19 protein-coding genes and 2 tRNA genes are annotated in these 21,242 nt (G+C 45.1%); 8 read left to right on the top strand and 13 right to left on the bottom strand.

All coding sequences use genetic code 11. The annotated features are described in order from the left end of the window. Positions 1 to 255: 255 nt before the first annotated feature. The 4 genes from dnaK to FSB75_RS03015 form a co-directional block, all read right to left on the bottom strand. On the bottom strand, positions 256 to 2,163 hold the full coding sequence (gene dnaK / locus FSB75_RS03030) for a molecular chaperone DnaK (protein ID WP_146782562.1): 1,908 nt from the start codon (positions 2,161 to 2,163) through the stop codon (positions 256 to 258). Between the two features lie 335 nt (positions 2,164 to 2,498). Beyond that, positions 2,499 to 2,990, bottom strand: coding sequence for a DinB family protein (locus FSB75_RS03025; protein ID WP_146782559.1), 492 nt, complete (start codon positions 2,988 to 2,990; stop codon positions 2,499 to 2,501). Position 2,991: 1 nt separating this feature from the next. Continuing rightward, complete coding sequence (locus FSB75_RS03020) at positions 2,992 to 3,705, bottom strand: LysE family translocator (protein WP_146782556.1); 714 nt, start codon at positions 3,703 to 3,705, stop codon at positions 2,992 to 2,994. Positions 3,706 to 3,712: 7 nt separating this feature from the next. Continuing rightward, positions 3,713 to 4,771 (bottom strand): hypothetical protein, encoded by a 1,059-nt coding sequence (locus FSB75_RS03015; RefSeq protein WP_146782553.1) that lies wholly within the window; start codon positions 4,769 to 4,771, stop codon positions 3,713 to 3,715. Between the two features lie 153 nt (positions 4,772 to 4,924). On the opposite strand from FSB75_RS03015, the gene FSB75_RS03010 reads away from it, so the two are divergent. Continuing rightward, entirely contained in the window at positions 4,925 to 5,716 is a 792-nt protein-coding gene (locus FSB75_RS03010) for a (Fe-S)-binding protein (RefSeq protein WP_146782550.1), read from the top strand. Between the two features lie 143 nt (positions 5,717 to 5,859). After that, positions 5,860 to 6,378: a hypothetical protein gene (locus FSB75_RS03005; protein ID WP_146782547.1), complete on the top strand. Its 519-nt coding sequence runs from the start codon at positions 5,860 to 5,862 to the stop codon at positions 6,376 to 6,378. A 27-nt stretch (positions 6,379 to 6,405) separates the two neighbouring features. Here FSB75_RS03005 and FSB75_RS03000 read toward each other — a convergent pair whose 3' ends face one another. Together FSB75_RS03000 and FSB75_RS02995 are read right to left on the bottom strand one after the other, a co-directional pair. Further along, a complete protein-coding gene (locus tag FSB75_RS03000; protein ID WP_146782545.1) occupies positions 6,406 to 8,826 on the bottom strand; it encodes an outer membrane beta-barrel protein in 2,421 nt (806 codons plus the stop codon). 73 nt (positions 8,827 to 8,899) lie between these two features. Then, a complete protein-coding gene (locus FSB75_RS02995) occupies positions 8,900 to 9,367 on the bottom strand; it encodes a hypothetical protein (protein WP_146782542.1) in 468 nt (155 codons plus the stop codon). A 124-nt stretch (positions 9,368 to 9,491) separates the two neighbouring features. Here FSB75_RS02995 and miaB point away from each other — a divergent pair, with 124 nt between their 5' ends. The 6 genes from miaB to mltG all read left to right on the top strand — a co-directional run bounded on the left by miaB (position 9,492) and on the right by mltG (position 15,296). After that, on the top strand, positions 9,492 to 10,919 hold the full coding sequence (gene miaB / locus FSB75_RS02990) for a tRNA (N6-isopentenyl adenosine(37)-C2)-methylthiotransferase MiaB (RefSeq protein WP_146782539.1): 1,428 nt from the start codon (positions 9,492 to 9,494) through the stop codon (positions 10,917 to 10,919). 1 nt (position 10,920) lies between these two features. Continuing rightward, positions 10,921 to 12,159, top strand: a complete 1,239-nt coding sequence (locus tag FSB75_RS02985; protein WP_146782536.1) for a sigma-54 interaction domain-containing protein — start codon at positions 10,921 to 10,923, stop codon at positions 12,157 to 12,159. A 36-nt stretch (positions 12,160 to 12,195) separates the two neighbouring features. After that, positions 12,196 to 12,750, top strand: a complete 555-nt coding sequence (gene lptE / locus FSB75_RS02980; RefSeq protein WP_146782533.1) for an LPS assembly lipoprotein LptE — start codon at positions 12,196 to 12,198, stop codon at positions 12,748 to 12,750. Between the two features lie 108 nt (positions 12,751 to 12,858). Continuing rightward, positions 12,859 to 13,842 carry a hypothetical protein gene (locus FSB75_RS02975; RefSeq protein WP_146782530.1) on the top strand — a complete coding sequence of 328 codons (984 nt, stop codon included), beginning with the start codon at positions 12,859 to 12,861 and terminating at the stop codon, positions 13,840 to 13,842. A gap of 1 nt (position 13,843) precedes the next feature. Beyond that, entirely contained in the window at positions 13,844 to 14,194 is a 351-nt protein-coding gene (gene secG / locus FSB75_RS02970; protein WP_146782527.1) for a preprotein translocase subunit SecG, read from the top strand. A gap of 64 nt (positions 14,195 to 14,258) precedes the next feature. After that, positions 14,259 to 15,296: an endolytic transglycosylase MltG gene (mltG, locus tag FSB75_RS02965; protein WP_146782524.1), complete on the top strand. Its 1,038-nt coding sequence runs from the start codon at positions 14,259 to 14,261 to the stop codon at positions 15,294 to 15,296. Positions 15,297 to 15,400: 104 nt separating this feature from the next. Here mltG and FSB75_RS02960 read toward each other — a convergent pair whose 3' ends face one another. The 7 genes from FSB75_RS02960 to FSB75_RS02930 form a co-directional block, all read right to left on the bottom strand. Beyond that, positions 15,401 to 15,991 carry a TrmH family RNA methyltransferase gene (locus FSB75_RS02960; protein ID WP_146782521.1) on the bottom strand — a complete coding sequence of 197 codons (591 nt, stop codon included), beginning with the start codon at positions 15,989 to 15,991 and terminating at the stop codon, positions 15,401 to 15,403. Positions 15,992 to 16,046: 55 nt separating this feature from the next. Beyond that, positions 16,047 to 16,120 (bottom strand) — tRNA-Pro (locus tag FSB75_RS02955). A 129-nt stretch (positions 16,121 to 16,249) separates the two neighbouring features. After that, positions 16,250 to 16,323 (bottom strand) — tRNA-Pro (locus tag FSB75_RS02950). A 113-nt stretch (positions 16,324 to 16,436) separates the two neighbouring features. After that, entirely contained in the window at positions 16,437 to 17,240 is an 804-nt protein-coding gene (locus FSB75_RS02945; protein WP_146782517.1) for a glycosyltransferase family 2 protein, read from the bottom strand. Positions 17,241 to 17,750: 510 nt separating this feature from the next. Continuing rightward, positions 17,751 to 19,490 carry a carbamoyltransferase family protein gene (locus FSB75_RS02940; protein WP_146782514.1) on the bottom strand — a complete coding sequence of 580 codons (1,740 nt, stop codon included), beginning with the start codon at positions 19,488 to 19,490 and terminating at the stop codon, positions 17,751 to 17,753. Continuing rightward, the gene (locus FSB75_RS02935; RefSeq protein WP_146782511.1) at positions 19,487 to 20,050 is read right to left on the bottom strand and encodes an exosortase/archaeosortase family protein; all 564 of its coding nucleotides are present in this window, start codon (positions 20,048 to 20,050) and stop codon (positions 19,487 to 19,489) included. The genes FSB75_RS02940 and FSB75_RS02935 overlap by 4 nt, the downstream gene beginning before the upstream one ends. 77 nt (positions 20,051 to 20,127) lie before the next feature. Continuing rightward, positions 20,128 to 21,240, bottom strand: coding sequence for a glycosyltransferase family 4 protein (locus tag FSB75_RS02930; RefSeq protein ID WP_146782508.1), 1,113 nt, complete (start codon positions 21,238 to 21,240; stop codon positions 20,128 to 20,130). Positions 21,241 to 21,242: the final 2 nt, after the last annotated feature.

Raw genomic sequence — 21,242 nt, 5'->3', positions numbered from 1 at the left:
CATTGTACTTCATTGGCCCTGGCTTACATTGATTTTGCCCTTTGTGTTTACTTTTTTTGTTTTGGCAATGGATATCGTATAACCACAGATTTTCAGGATTTATAAAGAATTGCCGGGATTCGTTTCCCGTTTAAATATTTGCCGGCCTCGTGCCGGTTTTTTTATGTTCACATCAAAAGAAAAACCCACAACCGAAGTTGTGGGTTCGCTTTATAAATCCCTATCATCTTCACTAAAATTCGTACAATTTGCGGTTTATTTCACTTCTTCAAATTCCGCATCGGTAACATTTTCACCGGCATTGCCTGCGTTTTGCTGACCATTTCCGCCATCAGCGTTTGCCTGCGGACCGCCAGCATCTTGGGTTGCTTTGTACAGCTCTTCGCTTGCCGCCGTCCAGGCATTGTTCATTTCGGTAACGGCTGAATCAATTTGTGCCAGATCCTGCGATTTGTGCGCTTCGCGAAGACGGTTCAATGCAGCTTCAATCGGCGCCTTTTTATCGGCGGGAATTTTATCACCGTATTCTTTCAGTTGCTTTTCCGTTTGGAAAATCAAACTGTCGGCCTGGTTCACTTTCTCCACTCTTTCTTTTTCCGCTTTATCCTTGTCGGCGTTGACAGCCGCTTCGTTCTTCATTTTTTCAATCTCGTCCTTCGTCAAGCCGCTGCCCGCTTCAATGCGGATTTTTTGTTCCTTGCCCGTGCCCTGATCCTTTGCAGTAACATGCAAAATACCATTCGCATCAATATCAAATGTGACTTCAATTTTCGGCACACCACGGGGCGCTGGTGGAATGCCATCGAGATTAAAGACACCTAAAGCTTTATTATCCTTTGCCATACTTCTCTCGCCCTGCAACACATTTATCTGAACGCCAGGTTGATTATCCGAATATGTCGAAAAAACCTCTGACTTCTTCGTAGGTATTGTTGTATTGGACTGGATTAAAGGTGTCATAATTCCACCAGCAGTTTCAATCCCTAAAGTGAGTGGCGTCACGTCAAGCAACAGCACGTCTTTCACTTCACCCGTTAATACCGCGCCCTGAATGGCGGCACCAACCGCAACGACTTCATCGGGGTTTACACCTTTGTGCGGCTTGCGGCCAAAGAATTTCTCCACGATCTCCTGCACCTTTGGAATACGGGTAGAGCCGCCCACCAAAATCACTTCATCAATTTGCGAAGTGCTGAGACCTGCGTCTTTCAACGCTTGCTCGCAAGGTTTTAAACAACGTTCAAACAAGCTGTCTGCAAGTTGTTCAAATTTGGCGCGGGTTAATTTTTTTACAAGGTGTTTGGGAACCCCATCAATAGCTGTTACGTAAGGGAGGTTGATTTCCGTTTCGCTTGAAGAAGACAATTCGATCTTTGCTTTTTCAGCAGCTTCCTTCAGACGTTGCAAAGCCATCGGGTCTTTGCGCAGGTCAACGTTTTCGTCCTTCTTGAATTCTTCCGCCAACCAGTCCATGATCACTTTGTCAAAGTCATCACCGCCAAGGTGCGTGTCGCCGTTGGTTGATTTTACTTCAAACACACCGTCACCGAGTTCAAGAATGGAAATGTCAAACGTGCCGCCGCCGAGGTCAAATACAGCCACGTGATGATCTTTACCGCCTTTGTCTAAACCATAAGCCAGGGCTGCGGCTGTGGGTTCGTTCACAATGCGCCGAACGGTCAAACCGGCAATTTCACCGGCCTCTTTCGTTGCTTGTCTTTGTGCGTCGTTAAAATAAGCCGGCACGGTAATAACCGCTTCGGTTACTTCCTGTCCTAAATAATCTTCGGCAGTTTTCTTCATTTTTTGAAGAATCATCGCAGAGATTTCCTGCGGCGTGTAAAGCCTGCCATCAATGTCAATGCGAACGGTATTGTTGTCACCTTTGACAACTTTATAGCTCCAGTGGCTGATTTCTTCTGTCACTTCATCAAAGCGGCGTCCCATAAAACGCTTTACGCTTGTGATGGTATTTTGCGGGTTGGTGATGGCCTGTCGTTTAGCCGGATCGCCTACTTTGCGTTCGCCGTTCTTCAGGAACGCAACCACCGACGGCGTTGTGCGCCGGCCTTCGTCGTTGGCAATAACGACGGGTTCGTTACCTTCCATTACGGCGACACAACTGTTGGTGGTTCCCAAGTCTATTCCAATTATTTTTCCCATTGTTTTGTTGAATTTAAGAGTTCAGTAAAGGTTATCAATGATTATGCCGTGAGGCCTATAAATGCAATTTTGACAGAATCGCCTGCCCTTAGAGGGAGACTTAGGCAGGCGACCTTTTCGCTGTCACGATCTTGCCATATAACATTGCGTTGTTCCGTGAAAATTAAACAAGGCTAACAACGTTCCGAACGCTGAAGCATGCGGTGCTTTGGCTTTGCTCAGCTTAAACTCCACAAAGCTGAAAACAGTTCTGCAGTTCAGTACATAAAAAAACTCAATCACAAAACATGATTGAGTTTAAAAGATTTTGTTAAGCGAATTTCCTCTTCAGGAATTTACATTTCATCCGCACTGGGACCGTACAGGCCCGGAACCGGGATATCGAGCAATCGAAGGTAAACGGCGATTTGCCCGCGGTGGTGAAGGATGTGGTTCATCGCCATGGAACGAAGGGCCACCGTGCGGGGAAGCGTGGCAATGACATGCTCACCACTACGCAAGGTGAAATTCGCCTGCATTTTTTCGTCGCTTGTGTTTTGCAAGGTCTGCATCACTTCGTCCAATTTTTCCTGGAAGGTGTTCATCAATTCCTTCGATGTTTTGTTGTGAATCGCCTTATAATGGCCTTTTGCAAAATCAACTTCGTCCATCGTTAAAATGGAATTCATGAAGCCGGGCAATTCTGCAACGTGCGAAGTCAAGCGGCCCAGGGTCATTGACTTTTCGTGTGGCTTCCAGTCGAACTTGTCTTCGGGAACCCTTTCCAGAATTCTTTTCGTTGATGCGGCTTCGTGTTTTAATTCGGCAATAAACGGTTGATTGAGCATATCAATTGGTTTGGTTATTTATGTTGTCAACAGTGTGTTCAAATCTACTGGTTATTTCTTCAGGGTGTTGCAGGGTATGTTCAACATCTTTCTTCTTTGCCATTTTCCAAACTTGCAACAAACCTGTGGCAACGAATATGCAACCAATGACGAAGTAAACGACCTCCTGGTGACTGCTAATTTTTTCGGCAATCAACCGTCCGCCAAAAATGAAAAGCAAAAGCGCCGAGAAAAAACCAACCGATGCACCGGCGACAAAAAGATGGTAATGCTTCCATCGCGGCTGAAGCAATTTTTTGGAAAACAACACCGTGCTCCAGCCGAACCAAAACGGTATTTGCAAAGGGTTCAGGGCATTCATCGCAAAGCCTAGCCAGAACCGCGGCAACGAATTGCTGAGCAAAATATTTTTGTGAACTGCAGGATGCAGCGCTGCATAAAAATTGGATGCGGCCAGCGAGAAAACAATCAGCAGCGTTACCCATTCCAAGGCATTGAACAAGCGCTTTTGGCTTTGTATCCACTGCATGGCCCGCAATGTGAGATAGATGTAAAACACGTCAACGATGATGAGCCCAAACGAAAACAGCAAGGCTTCCCGCACGCTGTCGGAAATGGCAATTTGCATGGCCGCGATGTTTTGCGTTCCTAACGGAATTGCTCCGATAAAACTTACAAAAATGCCCGTTGCAAAAACGCGGAGAAGTTTAAACATGCTTCACTCAGATTAAAATTTCACGGTCCAGACGTTCCAAAAGTTCACCGTGTTTACTTGCCGCTTTCATCCACCTTCGACCTTCGCGATTACCCCAATACCGTACACCGTTGTGGCGGTAATTGTACCGCCCGATTTCGTAAAGGACCTTCCAATGATGCGCAAAAACTTTTAGGGCCCCAAGCCAGGAAAAATTGGAATTGTAAACGTGGTTGGGCTCCGCTCCCGCCCCGTTAAATTCAAGAACGATAAACTTTCCGTCTTTTAATTCTTCAATGCTGTTGCACTTTAAATCATAGCGTCCGTAATACCATTGACAGCGGTGACTGAGCGGATCAAAGATGGATAAAAGCTTTTCATCAATCAGTTTATGCAAATTGGTGAAACGTGCGCCGCGATTGAGATTAGCGGCGTGGGTGAGAATGTATTTTTCGCCGGCAGGCAAAACCACGTTCAGCATCGTTTCGTGTTTGATGCGCATTTCTTCCAGTCGGTATTGCGCCTTCGGATGTTGTGTGATCAATTCCCAAAGGCTTTGTTTTCCGTCGCCGTAAACGTGCATCATTTCTTTTTGCAGAAAGCCGCTGATAACGCCTTTCGGTTGATTTGGGTAGCGGTAATAAAACACGCTGACTTCCATTGGTGCTTCCACCAGCGGTTGAATTAAATATTCGAGACCAATGCGTTCGTGGTAAATTTTCAGTTTTTCCTCGCTGTCCACTTTTCGAAACAAAAGCCCTTTCAAACCAACTTCGGGCTTTACGCAAAGCGGATACGTCAATCCTTTCTCGGTCACGCATTTTTTTACTTCTTCAAAGGTCAACGAAGGCTGGATGTAAATTGTTTGCGGATAAAATTCAGATGGCAGTTGATCGTACATTTCTTTTTTGCCTTCGCCGTCAAAACCGGCAAATGTCAGCGTTGGATTGGCCGGCGAAAACCACCAAAACGCTTTTGCCTTTGCCGCGTACCAAAGCCACAGCGGACCAAGGGGCGCATAAATCAGCGCAAAGGGCCAAAGCTCCCAGTTGGCCAGTCGTTCTGCAAATCGTTTCAACGTCTTCATCAGCGGACAAAGAAATGTAAAATGTAAAATCTAAAATGATGAATGTAAAACATGCGGACAGCTTACGCCATACGATCCAGCAGTTTTACATTTGAGATTCTGCCCTCTACATTTTACATTTCTCTATTTTTGGCGCTTACTAAACGCAGCACCATGCACGTTCCTTCCATGGCCGAAATGACCGCAAACGGCGAAACGCCGGAAATTCTTTTCTGGGTTGGCTGTGCCGGCAGCTTCGATCAGCGGGCACAAAAAGTAACAAAGGCTTTTGCTACCATCTTAACTCACGTCGGTATCAAATATGCCATTCTTGGCAAGGAAGAAATGTGTACGGGAGATCCCGCACGCAGGGCCGGTAACGAATTTCTTTTTCAAATGATGGCCTACCAAAACATTCAAACGCTGAATACCTACGGCGTAAAAAAAATCGTTACCATCTGTCCACACTGCTTCAACATTTTTAAGAACGAATACCCCGAGCTTGGCGGTAATTACGAAGTCATTCACCACACCACTTTTTTACAGCAACTGATTGACGAAGGAAGAATAAAACTCACCGACGCCACAGCCTTCAAAGGCAAAAAAATCACCTATCACGACAGTTGCTACCTGGGCCGCGGCAACGGCATTTATGAAGCACCGCGCAAAGTGTTGGAAGCTTTGGACGCCGAGTTAATTGAGATGAAACGCTGCCGCAAAAACGGTTTGTGCTGCGGCGCCGGCGGTGCGCAAATGTTTAAAGAAGAAGAACCGGGACGAACAAGAATCAACCTGGAACGTAGCGCAGAAGCAATTGGCACTGGCGCTGAAATTTTGGCGGCGGCTTGTCCGTTTTGTAACACCATGCTCACCGACGGCGTGAAAGCGGCCGAAAAAGAAGACAGCGTAAAAGTTTTGGACGTAGCCGAAATCATTGCCCAAAGCTTAAACCCCCAAACTCCCTAAAGGGGCTTTGCGCCACTCAAAGCGCAAAACATATTACGAAACACAATGCCTATGACTTTAGAAGCCAGAGGCATTGCTATTTGTGAGAGCCGTTTATTGTAAACGGCCGAAGCCCCTTTAGAGGTTTGGGGTATCTTTGCAGGATGAAGCTTGAATACAAAAAATACCTGCCCGATACATTTGCCGGTAACAGCCGCGTCTGGATTTACCAAAGCAGCCGTTTGTTTACCTTGTCCGAGGCGCTGGAAATTGAAGAATTGCTAAACAAATTCACTGCGGAATGGCGTTCGCACGGCGACGATGTAGATGCCTACGGCAATCTTTTCTTTGGGCAATTTGTAGTGCTCATGGCCGATGAAACCCGCGTTGGCGTTGGCGGTTGCAGCACCGACTCTTCCGTTCGATTTATTAAAGGTCTTGGCGAAAAATTCAGCGTTGATTTTTTTAACCGCACCAATCTTGCCTTCGTAGTAAAAGAGAAGATACAAGTGTTACCCATGAGCCAACTTTCCTATGCCGTTCAAAACTTTTTTATTGACGGCGATACTCTTTATTTCAACAACCTCGTTCAAACCAAAAAGGAATTGGAAGAGAAATGGATCGTTCCGGTAAAAGATTCCTGGCTGGCCGGAAAGGTTAAACTTGAACACTCGCCGAAGTAAATCCCAGTGCACCGGCTTCACATCTTTCTATTGCTTTGTGCCCATAAAATTTTTAATGGCCGATTGCGTTTTCGCGGATGGCTTCTTTGCTGATTTTATAAAACTATAGCCCAGACTCAGGCGATAATTTTTTGTTTGTGTGGAGCTGTAATTCTCCAAATTGAAATTGGTGCCGTAGGTAAACGTATGATTACTTTGCCGGAAGATGGGATCAATGGCGTTGAGCGTAACCGTTAGCTTTTTGTTCAGTAGTTTGGCTTGCAGCGCAAGGTTCATGCTAAGACTGTTGCGCACCGTTCCCTGCGGATTTGCAAAACGGTTAAAGGTAAAACTGCCCGTGGCGCTGTAAAGGTCTTTCAGTATAAAAACCGTGTTCAGGTTTGAGGTCAGTGAGCCGCCGTCTCGGTATTTTCGAAACGTCTTATCGTATTCGCCGTAGCGGTTATAAGTATAACTCGCACTGGCGTTGAGGCGAAACTTCCGGTTAAACGAATAGCCACTCCAGGTGCTCATTTCGTATTCTTTTCGCCCGCTAATGTTCTGCCAAATAATCTCTGTTGTACCGTTTGGCAAGAGGTTCCTGATTTGGTTAAAAATGTCCTGCACAACGTTGTAGCCGATGCCCACATTGGCGTAAAAGCCGCCTTGCGAACGGCCAATCACTAAATCAAAATTGTGCGCTGGCGAGGCGAGTAAGGCCGGGTTGCCCGAACGAATGTTGTAGGGATCAGAAAAATCTCTCGTAGGATTTAATTCGTTGATACCGGGCCTTCGGATGGTGCGGCGATACGAGAAGGTGAGGCTGGTATTGTTACTCCAGGTTTTGTTCACGTTTGCGAACGGAAGTGGCGTCCAGTAAGTGTTTGACGTGTCGCGGTTTTCTTTCAAGAGATCAAAATAAATTTCTGTTTTCTCCACGGACAAGCCGGCCGTAACGCTAAGCGTTGTTCCAAATAATTGCTTAACCGAAGCCCGGTAATTGGTCACGTTTTGATGAAACAAAAAGTAATTGCTCAACAAATCAAGTGGCAGCATTTCGCCGTCGCCTTTTCGTTTATACAAAGCATCTACATCAATATCCGAGAATGAATGATTATAATAACCGCCCAAAGAAATGAACGTGGTTTTGTTGTTTAGCGGCCGGTCGTAACTCAGGCGCAGGTTAACGCCTCTTGAAAGGTTGTTTGTTTGCTGCAACTGCGTTGAATCGTTCCCGTTAAAACTGTAATCGGGGTTGAAGAACCGTTGGTAAAACAGCCGTTCACTCGTATTGTTGGAATAATTCAGATTGGTGAACAAACGAAAAACCTCGCCGGGCAATTTCGATTTATAGGTGTACGTAAAACTCACGTTCGGATTGTAACCGTTGCCTTTGCTGCCAATAGAGCGTTGGCTTAATTTGTACAATTGGTCAAAGCGATTAAGGTTTTGATAGGTAGTTAGATTGTTGTTGCTGTAATCGTTTCCGTTATACAGCAGCACCACGTTTAGCAAATGCACTTTGGTGATTTCGTAATCAATGTTTGCACGAAAGTTAGGTCGCAGGTTGTGGTTACGGTATTGATTGTTTGTGTTGAAGTGATTGCTTGAATCGGTATAGATGTTTTGTCGAATCGAATAACCGGTGCCGTTAAATTCGTTTCCGGCAAAACCCGCGTTTGCGTTAATTGCCAGGCCATTTTTACGATAGCTAAAACTTCCGTTGCTCCCAAACTCCCCTCTCGTTCCGGCAAACAAACTAATGCGGCCGCTCATACCCACGGCGCCTTTTCGCGTTACAATGTTTATTACGCCGCCTTGTTCATTAGCGTATTGCGGCGGCGGATTGGTCAGCACTTCAATTTTTTCAATGGAACTGCCGGGCAATGACTCAAGTAAGTCTTGCAGTTGCTGCAGGTTCAGTTCTACCGGTTTGTCGTCAATTAAAATTTTAGGCTCCTTGCCTCTTACCAAAACTTTTCCATCCGGGTCTTTGGTTACAAGCGGCACCTGGGCCAGCAAATCACTGGCGTTGCTTCCCTGGCTCAGGGCCGATTCACCTGCGTTGAACGTAATGTTGCCATCCTTGCTTTGAATGAGCGGCTTTTCAGAATAAATAATTATTTCCTGGAGATTGTCGGTTTGCTTTGGCTTGAGCACGATGTCGTTCAAATTGAAATCATAGCGTTCAGCCCTAAAATAAATGGAGTCAATGAGCGTGGGTTGCAAGCTAACGAAGGTTAAACGCAACCGGTAATAACCAAAGGGAATATTAGAAAATAAGAAGAGTCCGTTTTTATCGCTTGTGGTAGAAATGTTTTTCGTGCTGTCGGCGAACGATGCCAGTTGAACACTTGCGTTTTCAAGCGCCTTGCCTTTTTCATCTAAAACAGTTCCGGTTAAGGTGCCTTGCTGCGCAAAACCCGAAAGTGAAAGCAGGGCAAGAAACAAAAGCCAGCAAAACCTCATCGGCCAAAGTTATTTTTTCTCCGCATTGCGCGAAGGAAAGCTTTGCCACTGTGCGTTAAAAATGGTTAAGAAGTTAAGAAGCCAATTCCGCTTCACGTTCGATCTCGGTTTTTTTACGCCTCTTTCGCTTTTGGTTTTTCGTAAAGAGCAGCATCACGGAACAAACCGCAGCAAGATAAAATCCAAATTCTGCGGGTGTAAAAAGGTTTACCGAAGAGGGTCCGGCGAGGCTGGTTTGAGTGGCGAAGAAAAGTCCGGAAAAGAACATGAAAAAGATGAGTGGCATGGCCACGTAAACTCTACGGGTGGGAATGCACAGCCAGGTGCGAAGCAGAAGAACAGCCGCAGAAAACGGAATCAGCAACAGTAAACTTATGGCAATAACTGCATCCGTATTGGTTATATCGTATGCTTTGTCAATCGAGTTGCGAACGATGCCGATAAATTGAAAAGCGCTAGAATGTTCATAAGCAGGTAAAAAGAACGAGAGTAAAATGAAGCCGCAAAGCGGTATTCTGGATCTGGTTTGAAGACGCTTCATGGGCGGAAATTTGACGAAAAATAATACGGTGTATTTGAAACTGCAAAGGCTTTGATAAAAAGTCTGCTCGCTTTGCTGTCATCCTGTCACCAAAAGCCGTATTCTTTATCTTTGAGCCCACTTTATGATAGAAGAATTGTTACAAAATAAAAAGCACGACGAGGCAAGACAAGGTGAAGCCTATGCACCTTTTGCGCTTGACCCAAACAATTACAAGCGCCGATTTTACATTGAAAGCTACGGCTGCCAAATGAATTTCAGCGACAGCGAGATTGTGGCCTCCATTCTTCAGGGCGAAGGTTTTGGCGCAACACGAAACTTTGAAGACGCGGATTTAATTCTATTAAACACCTGCTCCATTCGCGAGAAAGCAGAACAAACAGTGCGCAAGCGGTTAACCGAATTCCGAAAGCTGAAGCAATCACGTCCCGCAATGCTTGTAGGTGTGTTGGGTTGCATGGCCGAACGGTTGAAATCAAAATTTCTGGAGGAAGAAAAACTGGTTGATCTCGTTGTGGGCCCCGATGCCTACCGCACACTTCCTGGTTTAATTGCCGAAGCGGATGGCGGACAAAAAAGCATAAACGTTTTACTCAGTCGCGAGGAAACTTACGCAGATATTTCACCTGTGCGCCTGAACAGCAACGGCATAACGGCTTTTGTCAGCATCATGCGTGGCTGCAACAACATGTGTGCGTTTTGCGTGGTTCCGTTTACAAGAGGCCGGGAAAGAAGTCGTGATGTCAAGAGCATTATGGCCGAATGTCAGGATTTATACGACGCCGGCTACAAAGAAGTAACCCTGCTCGGTCAGAACGTTGATTCTTATTACTATGTTGGTGAAGACAACAAGCCCGTTACGTTTGCGGCTTTGTTAGAGAGAGTGGCATTGATTTCCCCCGGTCTACGGGTTCGTTTTTCTACTTCGCACCCCAAGGACATTACCGATGATGTGCTGCATACGATGGCTGAATACGAGAATATTTGCAAGTACATTCATCTTCCGCTGCAGAGTGGTTCTTCGCGTGTGCTTCAAATGATGAATCGCAATTACAGTCGGGAGTGGTACATGGCCAAGGTTGACCGCATTCGCGAGATCATGCCCGATTGCGGCATCTCGTCCGATATTATTGCAGGCTTTTGCACCGAAACAGAGGACGAGCACAAAGAGACCGTGAGCTTGATGGAGTACGCGAAATATGATATGAGCTACATGTTTTTTTACAGCGAACGCCCCGGCACGCTGGCGCAGCGTCGCTACCAGGATGATGTTCCTGAAGACGTAAAAAAAAGAAGATTGGTGGAGATTGTAGAAACGCAAAACCGCCTTTCGCTTCAAAGCAACAAAGACGACCTTGGAAAAACGTTTAAAGTATTGATTGAAGCAACGTCGAAGCGAAGCGAAACGGATTGGATGGGACGAAGCTCGCAAAACAAAGTGATTGTTTTTCCGAAAGAAAAATATGATTTAAAGCCCGGCGATTATGTGAACGTGAAAGTCAACGATTGCACGCAGGCAACCTTGCTGGGCGAAATAGTACAAGTATTTTAGAATGGATTTACAAAGCATCAAAAACAGGTTCGGCATCATTGGCAACTCCCCTGCTCTTAATTACGCTTTGCAAGTAGCGTCGCAGGTGGCAAACACGGACTTAACGGTATTAATCGCTGGGGAAAGCGGCGTGGGCAAAGAAGCCTTCTCGCACATCATACATTCTTTGTCGGCCCGCAAGCACGCCTCTTTTATTGCCGTCAACTGCGGTGCCATCCCCGAAGGAACAATCGACTCGGAATTGTTTGGTCACGAAAAAGGATCGTTCACCGGTGCGGTGGACAGCCGCAAGGGTTATTTTGAAACCGTAAACGGCGGCACCATTTTTCTTGATGAAATCGGCGAAATGCCGCTCGGTACGCAGGCTCGTTTGCTGCGTGTTTTGGAAACCGGCGAATTCATCCGTGTGGGTTCGTCAAAAGTGCAGAAGACCGATGTTCGTGTCATTACTGCTACCAACAAAGATTTGCTGAACCTTGTGCAGCAAGGAAGGTTTCGCGAGGATTTATACTACCGTTTAAACACAGTGCCCATTCGCGTTCCGGCCCTGCGCGACCGCAAAGAAGACATCTTGGTTTTGTTTCGAAAGTTTGCGGTTGATTTTGCCGAACGTTACAAAACCACACCGGTGCAGTTGGACGAAGATGCCCGCCAACGGATTGTAAATTATCCCTGGCCGGGAAATGTTCGCGAATTGAAAAACATGGCCGAACAAATTTCTGTTTTGGCGACCGATAAACTGGTAAACACAAAAGAGCTGTCGAAGTTTTTGCCCGATTCACCCGTCGGAAATCGCTTGCCGGTTTTGGCTCACGCAGCCGGCACTGACGGTCACGAGTTCAATAACGAACGCGAGATTTTGTACAAGCTTTTCTTCGACATGAAGCGCGACGTAACGGAATTGAAACGCCTGTTTTTTGACGTGATGAAAAATCCCGCAGTGGCCGCGCAGAACCCGTCCTTCTTTGCCGACATAAAAGAATTGCAGCCAACAGAAAGCAGTTCGCCGGTGATTGTTTCGGGCACAATGCCCGCTTCGCCGCAGCCAGTTATCGTACACAACAACATTCAGGAACACGAAGAAGTGGAAGAAAGCCTGAACATCATGGACAAAGAAAAAGAACTCATCATCAAGGCGTTAAAAAAACACAGAGGCAAACGCAAAGACGCGGCGCTTGACTTGGGCATCAGCGAACGAACCTTGTACCGCAAGTTGAAAGAATACGACATTGATCTGTAAGAGAAGCCGGAAGTAAAAAGCCCAAAAAATAGAAACATGAAATCTCTAAAAAATAAACAGAAAGCCATTACCGCCGGGGTGCTTTTGTTTGCCTTTTTACTTTTGAGTTTTGCCCTGCTCTCCTGCAAGGTTTCATATGGGTTCAACGAAAAAACATCATCCATTCCTGACAGCGTAAAAACCGTTCGCATCAACCTGATTGAAAACCGTGCGCCGTACCAAAACCCGCAACTTTCGCCTTTGCTTACCGAGCAATTAAAACGAAAAGTCACCAATCAAACCAAGCTGACGATGGTGAATGCCAACAACACCAATCCTGATTGGGAAATCTCCGGCGAGATTCGCGATTACTCGGTAAGCACGACCGGCGTTACATCAACCAACGGTCAAAGTCAGTCATCTATCAACCGACTCACAGTTACTGTTCACATTTCCATCAACAAGCGCAGCAAAACTGATGAATACGATGTGAGCCGAAGCTTTGATTTCAGTGCAAGGCAATCGCTCCAACAAGCCGAAGCATCGCTGCTGGATGAAATGGTTCGCAACTTAACCGATGAAATTTTCAACCGCCTTTTTTCCGATTGGTAATCTTTGAAGAACAAAACGTAGAAGGGCAGACGTGAAACCGTAATCAACTTACGATTGAATGATTCTTCTGCGGTCTAACGTTTCCCGTATTTCATTAACTTGCCGTTTATGAGCAATCGAATTCATGCCCTGGCTCAACGACTCACTGGCAAGCAAAATTTGGAGGACTGTAGTTTAGATGAAGTAAAGCACATTGCTCAACGTTATCCTTATTTCGCCCCTGCACAATTTCTGCTTCTTCAAAAGTTGCGGCAATCAGGGAAGCCCGAAGAAGCCGAAGCACAATATCAAAAGGCCGTTCTCTTCTATCCCGATCCTTTGCAATTTGAACTTTTTATTTCATCGGGATATTTTTACGACGAGGACACAGAGACAAATGAAGTGGAAGGGCATTCTCCTGAGATTCTTGAAGAAGAAAGAAAAGAGAATATCACGGAAAACGATGTCCAGCAAACGTTGACCGGAACAAAAGAATTACAATCATCTCCTATTAATGAAGAGACAAATCCGGCTTCTGCTCTTCAACCACCAGCCTTTATTGAACAAGTTAATCCCGTTAATAGTAAAGAGGAAGCAACAGAGCATTCACCCGTAAACATTGCACCAGAAGAACCGCAGGAAATAATTATTAGTGAAGTGATTGTCACTAAGGGTTTAGAGGAAACGACCGCTGTGCAACCTGAAAAGATAGAGCCATCAGAGCCGGCACAAACAACCGCGGCCTTGACGTTTGAGCCCTATCACACAGTAGATTATTTTGCTTCACAGGGAATAAAAATTTCGCAGGATGAATTGCCGAAAGACAAGTTGGGCAAGCAATTAAAAAGTTTTACCGAGTGGTTGAAGACCATGAAACGTTTGCCCGCCGCGCAATTGGATGAAAACACTGAAAACGCTGCCGAAAAAGGCGTAGAAACGCTGGCCAGCCGCTCGGTTACAGACAGTGAGGTGCTTACTGAGGCGATGGCTGAAGTGTGGGCAAAGCAGGGCATTCCTGAAAAAGCTTTAGACATTTACAACAAATTGCTTTTGCACAATCCCTCCAAAAAGGCTTATTTTGCCGCCAAAATTGACAATTTAAAACAGTTCTGATATGACCATTCTTTTCATTATTCTTGTCATCATTGCCTCGGTGGTATTGAGTTTAATCGTGTTGGTGCAAAACCCCAAAGGTGGTGGCCTGGCAGGAAACATTGCCGGTTTTAGCAACCAGTTCATGGGCGTAAAACAAACGAACGACGTATTGGAAAAAGGCACATGGATTTTTGCCGGCGTAATTGCTGTTTTGTGCATTGCTTCCACCCTGTTTATTTCAGGCGCAAAAGGCATTGATCGCACACAGAACCTTGGCAACGGCGCAACCAATACGCAGCAAACAGCCCCGGCTCGAAATTCGGCTCCTGCACAGAACAACGGGCAATTGCCTGCACAACCAGCAAAATAATTTTCTTCGCATAAATCCTTTTGACCCTGTCGCTCCGGCAGGGTTTTTTGTTACTTTGAACTCAATGAAAAAGTATTTGAAAATTGGGGTGGTGATCATCCTGATTCTTGCAGCCGTTGGTGCGTGGATTTTTTTAGGACCGGCAACGGGCTTTTCCGGCAAGAAAGCTTATTTGTACATCCGTACCAACGCCGCTACAAAAGGCGCCGTTTTGGATTCGCTTGAAAAAAATAAAATCATCACCAACACCACCGCATTCAATTTTCTTGCGTCACGCTTCGGATACTGGCAAACCATTAAACCCGGTAAATACGAGATAGATAAAAGCAGCAGCTTGCTAACCATTGTTCGAATGCTTCGCAACGGAAGGCAAGCACCGGTTGATCTTGTCATCACCAAGCTCCGCACAAAAGAAGACTTTGCAAGGTTTACGGGAGCACGTTTCGAATTTGATTCAGCGGAGATGGTTTCGTTTTTGAACGATGCCGATTCGATGAAGCATTATAACGTTGATACAGGCACAATCTTCTGTAACGTTATTCCGAACACCTATCGCTTTTTCTGGAGCACAACGCCATCGGCTGTCTATGAAAGGTTAAGCGAAGAATCGCGGAAGTTTTGGAATGGGGAAAGAAGAGCCAAAGCCGAAGCTCTTGGCTTATCGCCATGCGAAGTGTACACGCTTGCTTCCATCATTGAGGAGGAAACAACTAACAACAAAGAGAAAGACACGGTTGCCAGCGTTTACTTAAACCGTTTGAAAAAAGGCATTCGTTTGGGCGCAGACCCAACCTTAAAATTTGCGGTAAGAAATTTTGCCTTGAAGCGCATTGCCGGCGACATCATGCACGTTGCTTCGCCTTACAATACATACGAGAACAAAGGTTTGCCGCCCGGCCCCATTTGCACACCCTCAAAGATTACGATTGATGCGGTACTCAACCCGGCGCAAACGGCCTATTATTTCTTCGTGGCCAATAGCAAATTAAACGGCCACTTGTTTAGCGAAACCTTTGAAGAGCATGTAAAGAAAGCGAACATTTACCGCGAAGAAGACAAGGCAAGACGGGAACGTGATTCTCTACTCAAAGTTGGAAAGTAATGAATGCAACGATTTTAAGAGTGGATAAACAAAAAATAAAGCGTTGGAACTAATTGAACCGCCCGGTGCGCATTAAAGTACAGCAACAATAAGCGATAATTTATTCAAAGTTCATTTTGCATTCCCCATAGCGTTGCTAAAGATTGGTACGCCTCTTCCGAAAGCTTTTGCCCGTCGTAATGACCCACGGCTTGTTTTTGCCGGAAAGCTTCGTATAAACTCACCGCACAGGCTACACTGATATTGAGCGATTGAATCATGCCTACTTGTGGAATGATAAAATTACCGTCGCACAGGCTTTTTATTTCATCGCTTACACCGGCGTGTTCGTTGCCAAAAATAAGGGCCGTACTTATAGTTAAATCAAGCTTATATAAACTTACGGCATCCGACGACAGATGTGTGGTTAAAATGCGGTTGTATCTTTTTCGTAACGTTGATACACACATTTCTGCATCATCAAACTGATGAATGGTAAGCCATTTCGCAGCACTGCTGCTACTTCTACTTCCCCATTTTTTGTGTCGAGGGATTTTTGTGTTAAGTACATAAATTTCTTGTATACCAACAGCATCACAACTGCGCATGACGGCGGAAATATTGTGGGGATCGAAAACGTTTTCCAAAACAATTGTCAAATCGCTCTGACGGTGTGACAGGACTGATCCGATGCGGGATTTTCGTTGAGGCGTCATGATTAAAGATTGAAAAAAGAAAGGATAAACTGTTTGTGTTTATCCTTTTTCAGTGTCGGGCAGACTGGATTCGAACCAGCGACCCCTACGTCCCGAACGTAGTGCGCTACCGGGCTGCGCTACTGCCCGAACAGGGCGCTAAATTATTTGAATAACGGTAACCAACAAAATCAAAACACGAGGATACAGTTGGACTGGCGAAGCCTGTGATATCAACATCAAAATGAAAAAGGCAGCTTAGCTGCCTTTTGTTCAGTGTCGGGTGGACTGGATTCGAACCAGCGACCCCTTGCACCCCATGCAAGTGCGCTACCGGGCTGCGCCACCACCCGAACGGCTGCAAATGTAAGGGCAATAAATTTTAGTAAAAACAAAAGTTTTCCCTGCACAACTCTTAAAAAAATAGCCCCAAGACTGGGGCTATCGTCGTGTACTCTTATTATAGTTATGCTGTAGCCGGAGAAAGATTGGTGCGAACTCCTTCTTCTTTTGCAGGGTGCAAAAACCGAATGTATTGCGGCAATTTTCGCAAAGGCTTGATCATGGAAACGATGAAGGGAAACGGAACATTGTTTCTTTTCAGTGCCAGGTAGTCTCTTCGATTTGCCCGGAAGCGTTTTTTAAAGCTGCCGTTACTCATACCGCCCTTGCGCATTTTTACAATTAACTCAGGCAGGTAATATGCACTGATGCGGTGTTTATATAAATATCGCGTCATCAACTCAAAATCGGCCGCAGAAAAATAATGAGTTTCGTAACCGCCTAATTGCTCCACTATTTCCCGACGAACATAAAAAGTTGGATGGGCGGGCATCCAGCCAAGATTGAACGATTTACGGTTGTAAGGCATACCCTTCCAGAAACGATGAATCTTCGATGTTTCCTCTGCTTCTACATACAAAAGGTCACCAAAAATTGAATCCACTTTCTGCTCTTTAAAACAGGCGGCTATTTTGGAAATAACATTTTTTGAGGCCAGCATATCGTCGCTGTTCAGAATACCGATAACATCTCCGGTGGCCATTTTCATTCCTTTGTTGATGGCATCGTACATGCCTTGGTCTTTTTCAGAAATCCACTTTGTAATGCAAGAGGCATTTTGCTCGATAATGGAGAGCGTTTCGTCGGTTGAACCACCGTCAACAACGATGTATTCAATGTCCGGATAGTCTTGGTTGTAAACAGACTGTATCGCATTTTGCAGATACCGAGCAGAGTTGTAGGTAACGGTGATAAGGGAAACTTTCATTTTTCGCAATTAGCTGTAAACAATTTTGTTTCTTAACAATTTTCAAGGTACTGATCTGCTTTGCCGGGTATTTTAAGCGGCCAAGCGTACTAAAGACCTGTGTTAAGATTTTCCATTTTGCGATCCCGGATTTTATATCAGATTTTTCGGGTAATTGCGAAATGCCACAAAGTGCTAATTGCAAGTAGACCTATGATAGGATAGAATCTGGCAACATAGGTATTGAACAGAGTGAGATGGTTCCGTGCTCAAATATAGAAAACTAATTCTGATTTCATAGTATCCAACAAAGTATTTTTTCTTCGCAAGAGCGGACATTCTACTTAGTCAACCGTGGCTAAATCATATATTTTACCACCGTCTTCGTAGCTGGAGAGAAACGTGTTAGTCCTCTGCGACATTATTTTATCGCTGGTTCGGTAAGACAAGAATAACCGATGCAGAATATGCGAAAAAAAATAACCCTGGCACCTTAATGCCAGGGTTATTAACTCATTTTAAACTGCTTCGCTATTTCTCCGCTCTTCTCTCCACAACGATATTCTCCATCACCAACATGTCCATGTTTGTGCGTAAGTAACAGGCAAGGGCTTCCTCAGGACTGTTTACAATGGGTTCGTTTTCATTGAATGATGTATTCAACAAAATTGGCACACCGGTTTTCTTATAAAAAGCTTCAATCAAACCGTGATAGCGGGGCGAAATTTCTTTGTCCACCGTTTGCAACCTGCCCGAACCGTCAACGTGTGTCACTGCCGGCACTTCTGCCCTTTTATCTTTTTTGATAGGGAAAACTTTTTCCATGAATGGCACTTCGTCAGCAAGCTCGAAGTAATCCGAAACGTGTTCTTTCAAAATGGACGGGGCGAAAGGACGAAAGCTTTCGCGGCGTTTGATTTTGCTGTTCAGAATTTCTTTTGCATCGGCTCTGCGCGGATCGGCAATGATAGAACGGCCACCTAAAGCACGTGGCCCAAATTCGGCGCGGCCATTGAACCAGCCAACAACGCCACCATTTTGAAGGCAATCCGTAATTTTCTGAAAGAGTTGTTCATCGTCGTGTTCGCTAAACGGAATGCTTTTCTTAGTTAAGATTGATTTAATTTCCTCGTTACTAAAATTACTGCCAGTATAAGCTGAGCGGATGGAAGACTGTCGCGGCATTTTTTGTATTTGATGTTGCACGTAAAGTGCAGCACCCATAGAGATGCCTGCATCATGTCCCGCCGACGGAATGTACACGTTTTTAAAGGTGGTGTTGCGGGTGATTTTGCCGTTTGCAACCGAGTTTTGTGCTACGCCGCCAGCAATACACACATTTTCCAATCCGGTGCGCTTTTGCAGATGATTCAGAATGTGGAAGATGACCTTTTCTGTAAACCTTTGCACTGAGGCTGCAAGATCTTTGTGATATTGTTCCAACGGTTCTTCCTTTTTGCGTACAGGACCAAAACGCTGCACCATTAAATCGCTAAAAAGTGGTGCTACAACCGGTATGTTGTCATCGCCGTAAGAAATAACTCCCTGCGTGGCCGAACGAAAATATTTCAGGTTTAGCTTAAATAAACCATCACTTGTCAGTTCAACAACGTCGTCAAATTTATCAAGATATTTTGGCTCGCCGTAAGGTGCCATGCCCATTACTTTGTATTCGTCGCCATAGTGTGGAAAGCCTAAAAGCTGTGTGAAAGCAGTGTAAAAAATACCGATGGAATGCGGAAAATCTACCGAGTCAAGAATCTGAATTTCGTTGCCTTTGCCAATACCGATCATGGTGGTGGTGAAGTCTCCCGAACCATCAATGGAAAGGCACGCCGCTTCTTCAAAAGGGGAGGCAAAAAAAGCCGATGCAATGTGACTGCGATGGTGTTCAACGTTTACCACCTTACCCGCAAATGCTTTCACAGGCAAACCCGAAATGGACGCAAGTTCTTCGTCAACAGATGCCATTTTTTTGCTGTTCGAAACGCGGTCTTTTATCACCTTCATGCTTCCGGCAGGATTGCTGGCCACAAACAAAATCTTTTTTAAGAATTTGGCTTTAGGATCGCGGCCAATGGCAAAAAAGTTCACTTGCTCATAAGTAACACCGGCTTCTTTCAGGCAAAATTCAATGGCCAGTTTGGGAAAACCGGCCCAGTGTTTTACCCGCCGAAAACGTTCTTCTTCAATAGCGGCAATCATTTTGCCGTTCACAAATATGGCTGCTGACGAGTCTGCGTGATAAGCATTGATTCCAAGTATAATCATTGTAAAGCTTGTGTGTTTTGGTTAGCGTTTGTGTTTATGAGGGTTTCGTTGCTCTTTCCAAAAGAGCGATCGTAAAAATAAATCATTGCAAAAATAAGAAGATAGGCAGCGATGTTAAACCAGGTATGATGATCCCACCCCAGGGGAAAAGCCAAATGTTTTTTCATTGTCATTAAAAGCAAGGCAATTCGCCACACATTGATGATCCACAAAGCGAACAGTCCGATTAAGATCCAAACCGCCTTTTTCTTCCAACCTCCTCTGTTGGCAAAAACAAAAGCCATCCAAAAGCTCATTACGCCGTATCCAATGCACGAATAAACCATCCGTACGCCTTCACCACTGTTCAGCAAAATTGTATAATCGTCTTTCAAAGAAGAAGAATAACCAAAAGCCGAAAGCAACATGCCTGCACCCCGCAAAAGCGAAAAACGCAACGGCGCAATAAAATTCAGGTAGGCCGCAACAAAAGAACTGTAAAAATTATCGGGCGACGAAAGGCCGATGATCGCAAGTGTGCCAAAATAAAACACGCAAAACGCTCCGCCGAATTTGAGCAAGTAGGTTAAAAGTTCTTTGGATGGGAAGGTGTGTTTTATAAGGTTGTGATTAAATGAATGTAAACGATTTTTAGAAACTAAAGCTGAAACATGCGCCGGTACTGGTTTTCAATCTGACGTACGTCAATGGCTTTTTCTGCATAAGCCTTGGCGCCGGCAGACCACTTAACCAATTCAGTCTCGTCGGCCGCCGCAAAAAAACAAATTGCTTCTGAAAGTTCATAATCATTTTCGGGAGAAATGTTCATTCCGGCAGTTGCTTCTTTCAATCCGTTCCAAGGAGTGCCGTGACTTGTAATGACCGGAAGTCCTGCCGACAACGCTTCATAAATTGCATGTCCAAAGTTTTCGCTCTTGCTTGGAAGTATAAAAACGTGTGCTTCTTTTAAGGCTTCAGGCACCTTTGCTGAAGGTAAATCACCTCGATAGTAAACCGAAACGTTGGCCGGTAGTTTTTCGATTTGATCCTTGCATTCTTTCCAATAAGACGCATCTTTCACCGGTCCATAGATTGTATAATTCACTTGAGCCTTGCATTGCCCGAGTGCTTTCAAAACTTGGAAATAATTTTTCATCGGGCTGATTAAACCAATCGAAAGCAACTCCAGACGTTTTTTCTTCAGATGCGCAAAAGGTATCTGCAAAATGCGCGGAAGATTTGCGGCAATGTGGACTTTTACCTTTTCGCCAAAAACAACTTTAATAAATACGCTTTCCTCTTCGTTGGTGGCATGAAAGGCATGCTTGCGATGAATATTCAGCAGTTTCCAAATCCAGAGGTAAATCCTTTTCTTAACGCCTTTCTGCGAAAGAGCGCCGGCGTGCAACATGCCGCGGGCCGAAATGATCTTTCTTTTTGCGTTGCCGAAAAGAACAGGAAAAAAATTGTAATAAAGTGAGTAAATGCCGTTGATAAAAAAGACATCAGCCTGCCAAGCCGAAACCTGTTTAAGCAAATTGCGAACGGCTCTGTTGTTTGAATTATACCAAACCTGCGTGCGCAAATTGTACTTGACCCATTCGTCGTAAGCGACGCCTTGAAGCAAACTGCCGTCGAGATCTTTATTGGAGCAGATGATTTTGTACTCCACTCCTTCTATCGGCTGGTTCACCAGGTTTACAATGGATTGAACGGGACCACCGGCTTTATAGGCAGGCGCAAACCAATCAATGAAAATGACAACTTTCACAG

Origin of the sequence: Flavisolibacter ginsenosidimutans (assembly GCF_007970805.1) — a bacterium.
GTDB classification, from domain to species: domain Bacteria; phylum Bacteroidota; class Bacteroidia; order Chitinophagales; family Chitinophagaceae; genus Flavisolibacter; species Flavisolibacter ginsenosidimutans.
The sequence above is the reverse complement of the archived record's forward strand: the minus strand, read 5'-3'. Positions and strand labels throughout refer to the sequence as shown.

Excerpts from the sequence above, each read along its gene's own strand:
- dnaK (WP_146782562.1), bottom strand. The coding sequence starts at position 2,163 with ATGGGAAAAATAATTGGAATAGACTTGGGAACCACCAACAGTTGTGTC.
- FSB75_RS03025 (WP_146782559.1), bottom strand. The coding sequence starts at position 2,990 with ATGCTCAATCAACCGTTTATTGCCGAATTAAAACACGAAGCCGCATCA.
- FSB75_RS03020 (WP_146782556.1), bottom strand. The coding sequence starts at position 3,705 with ATGTTTAAACTTCTCCGCGTTTTTGCAACGGGCATTTTTGTAAGTTTT.
- FSB75_RS03015 (WP_146782553.1), bottom strand. The coding sequence starts at position 4,771 with ATGAAGACGTTGAAACGATTTGCAGAACGACTGGCCAACTGGGAGCTT.
- FSB75_RS03010 (WP_146782550.1), top strand. The coding sequence starts at position 4,925 with ATGCACGTTCCTTCCATGGCCGAAATGACCGCAAACGGCGAAACGCCG.
- FSB75_RS03005 (WP_146782547.1), top strand. The coding sequence starts at position 5,860 with ATGAAGCTTGAATACAAAAAATACCTGCCCGATACATTTGCCGGTAAC.
- FSB75_RS03000 (WP_146782545.1), bottom strand. The coding sequence starts at position 8,826 with ATGAGGTTTTGCTGGCTTTTGTTTCTTGCCCTGCTTTCACTTTCGGGT.
- FSB75_RS02995 (WP_146782542.1), bottom strand. The coding sequence starts at position 9,367 with ATGAAGCGTCTTCAAACCAGATCCAGAATACCGCTTTGCGGCTTCATT.
- miaB (WP_146782539.1), top strand. The coding sequence starts at position 9,492 with ATGATAGAAGAATTGTTACAAAATAAAAAGCACGACGAGGCAAGACAA.
- FSB75_RS02985 (WP_146782536.1), top strand. The coding sequence starts at position 10,921 with ATGGATTTACAAAGCATCAAAAACAGGTTCGGCATCATTGGCAACTCC.
- lptE (WP_146782533.1), top strand. The coding sequence starts at position 12,196 with ATGAAATCTCTAAAAAATAAACAGAAAGCCATTACCGCCGGGGTGCTT.
- FSB75_RS02975 (WP_146782530.1), top strand. The coding sequence starts at position 12,859 with ATGAGCAATCGAATTCATGCCCTGGCTCAACGACTCACTGGCAAGCAA.
- secG (WP_146782527.1), top strand. The coding sequence starts at position 13,844 with ATGACCATTCTTTTCATTATTCTTGTCATCATTGCCTCGGTGGTATTG.
- mltG (WP_146782524.1), top strand. The coding sequence starts at position 14,259 with ATGAAAAAGTATTTGAAAATTGGGGTGGTGATCATCCTGATTCTTGCA.
- FSB75_RS02960 (WP_146782521.1), bottom strand. The coding sequence starts at position 15,991 with ATGACGCCTCAACGAAAATCCCGCATCGGATCAGTCCTGTCACACCGT.
- FSB75_RS02945 (WP_146782517.1), bottom strand. The coding sequence starts at position 17,240 with ATGAAAGTTTCCCTTATCACCGTTACCTACAACTCTGCTCGGTATCTG.
- FSB75_RS02940 (WP_146782514.1), bottom strand. The coding sequence starts at position 19,490 with ATGATTATACTTGGAATCAATGCTTATCACGCAGACTCGTCAGCAGCC.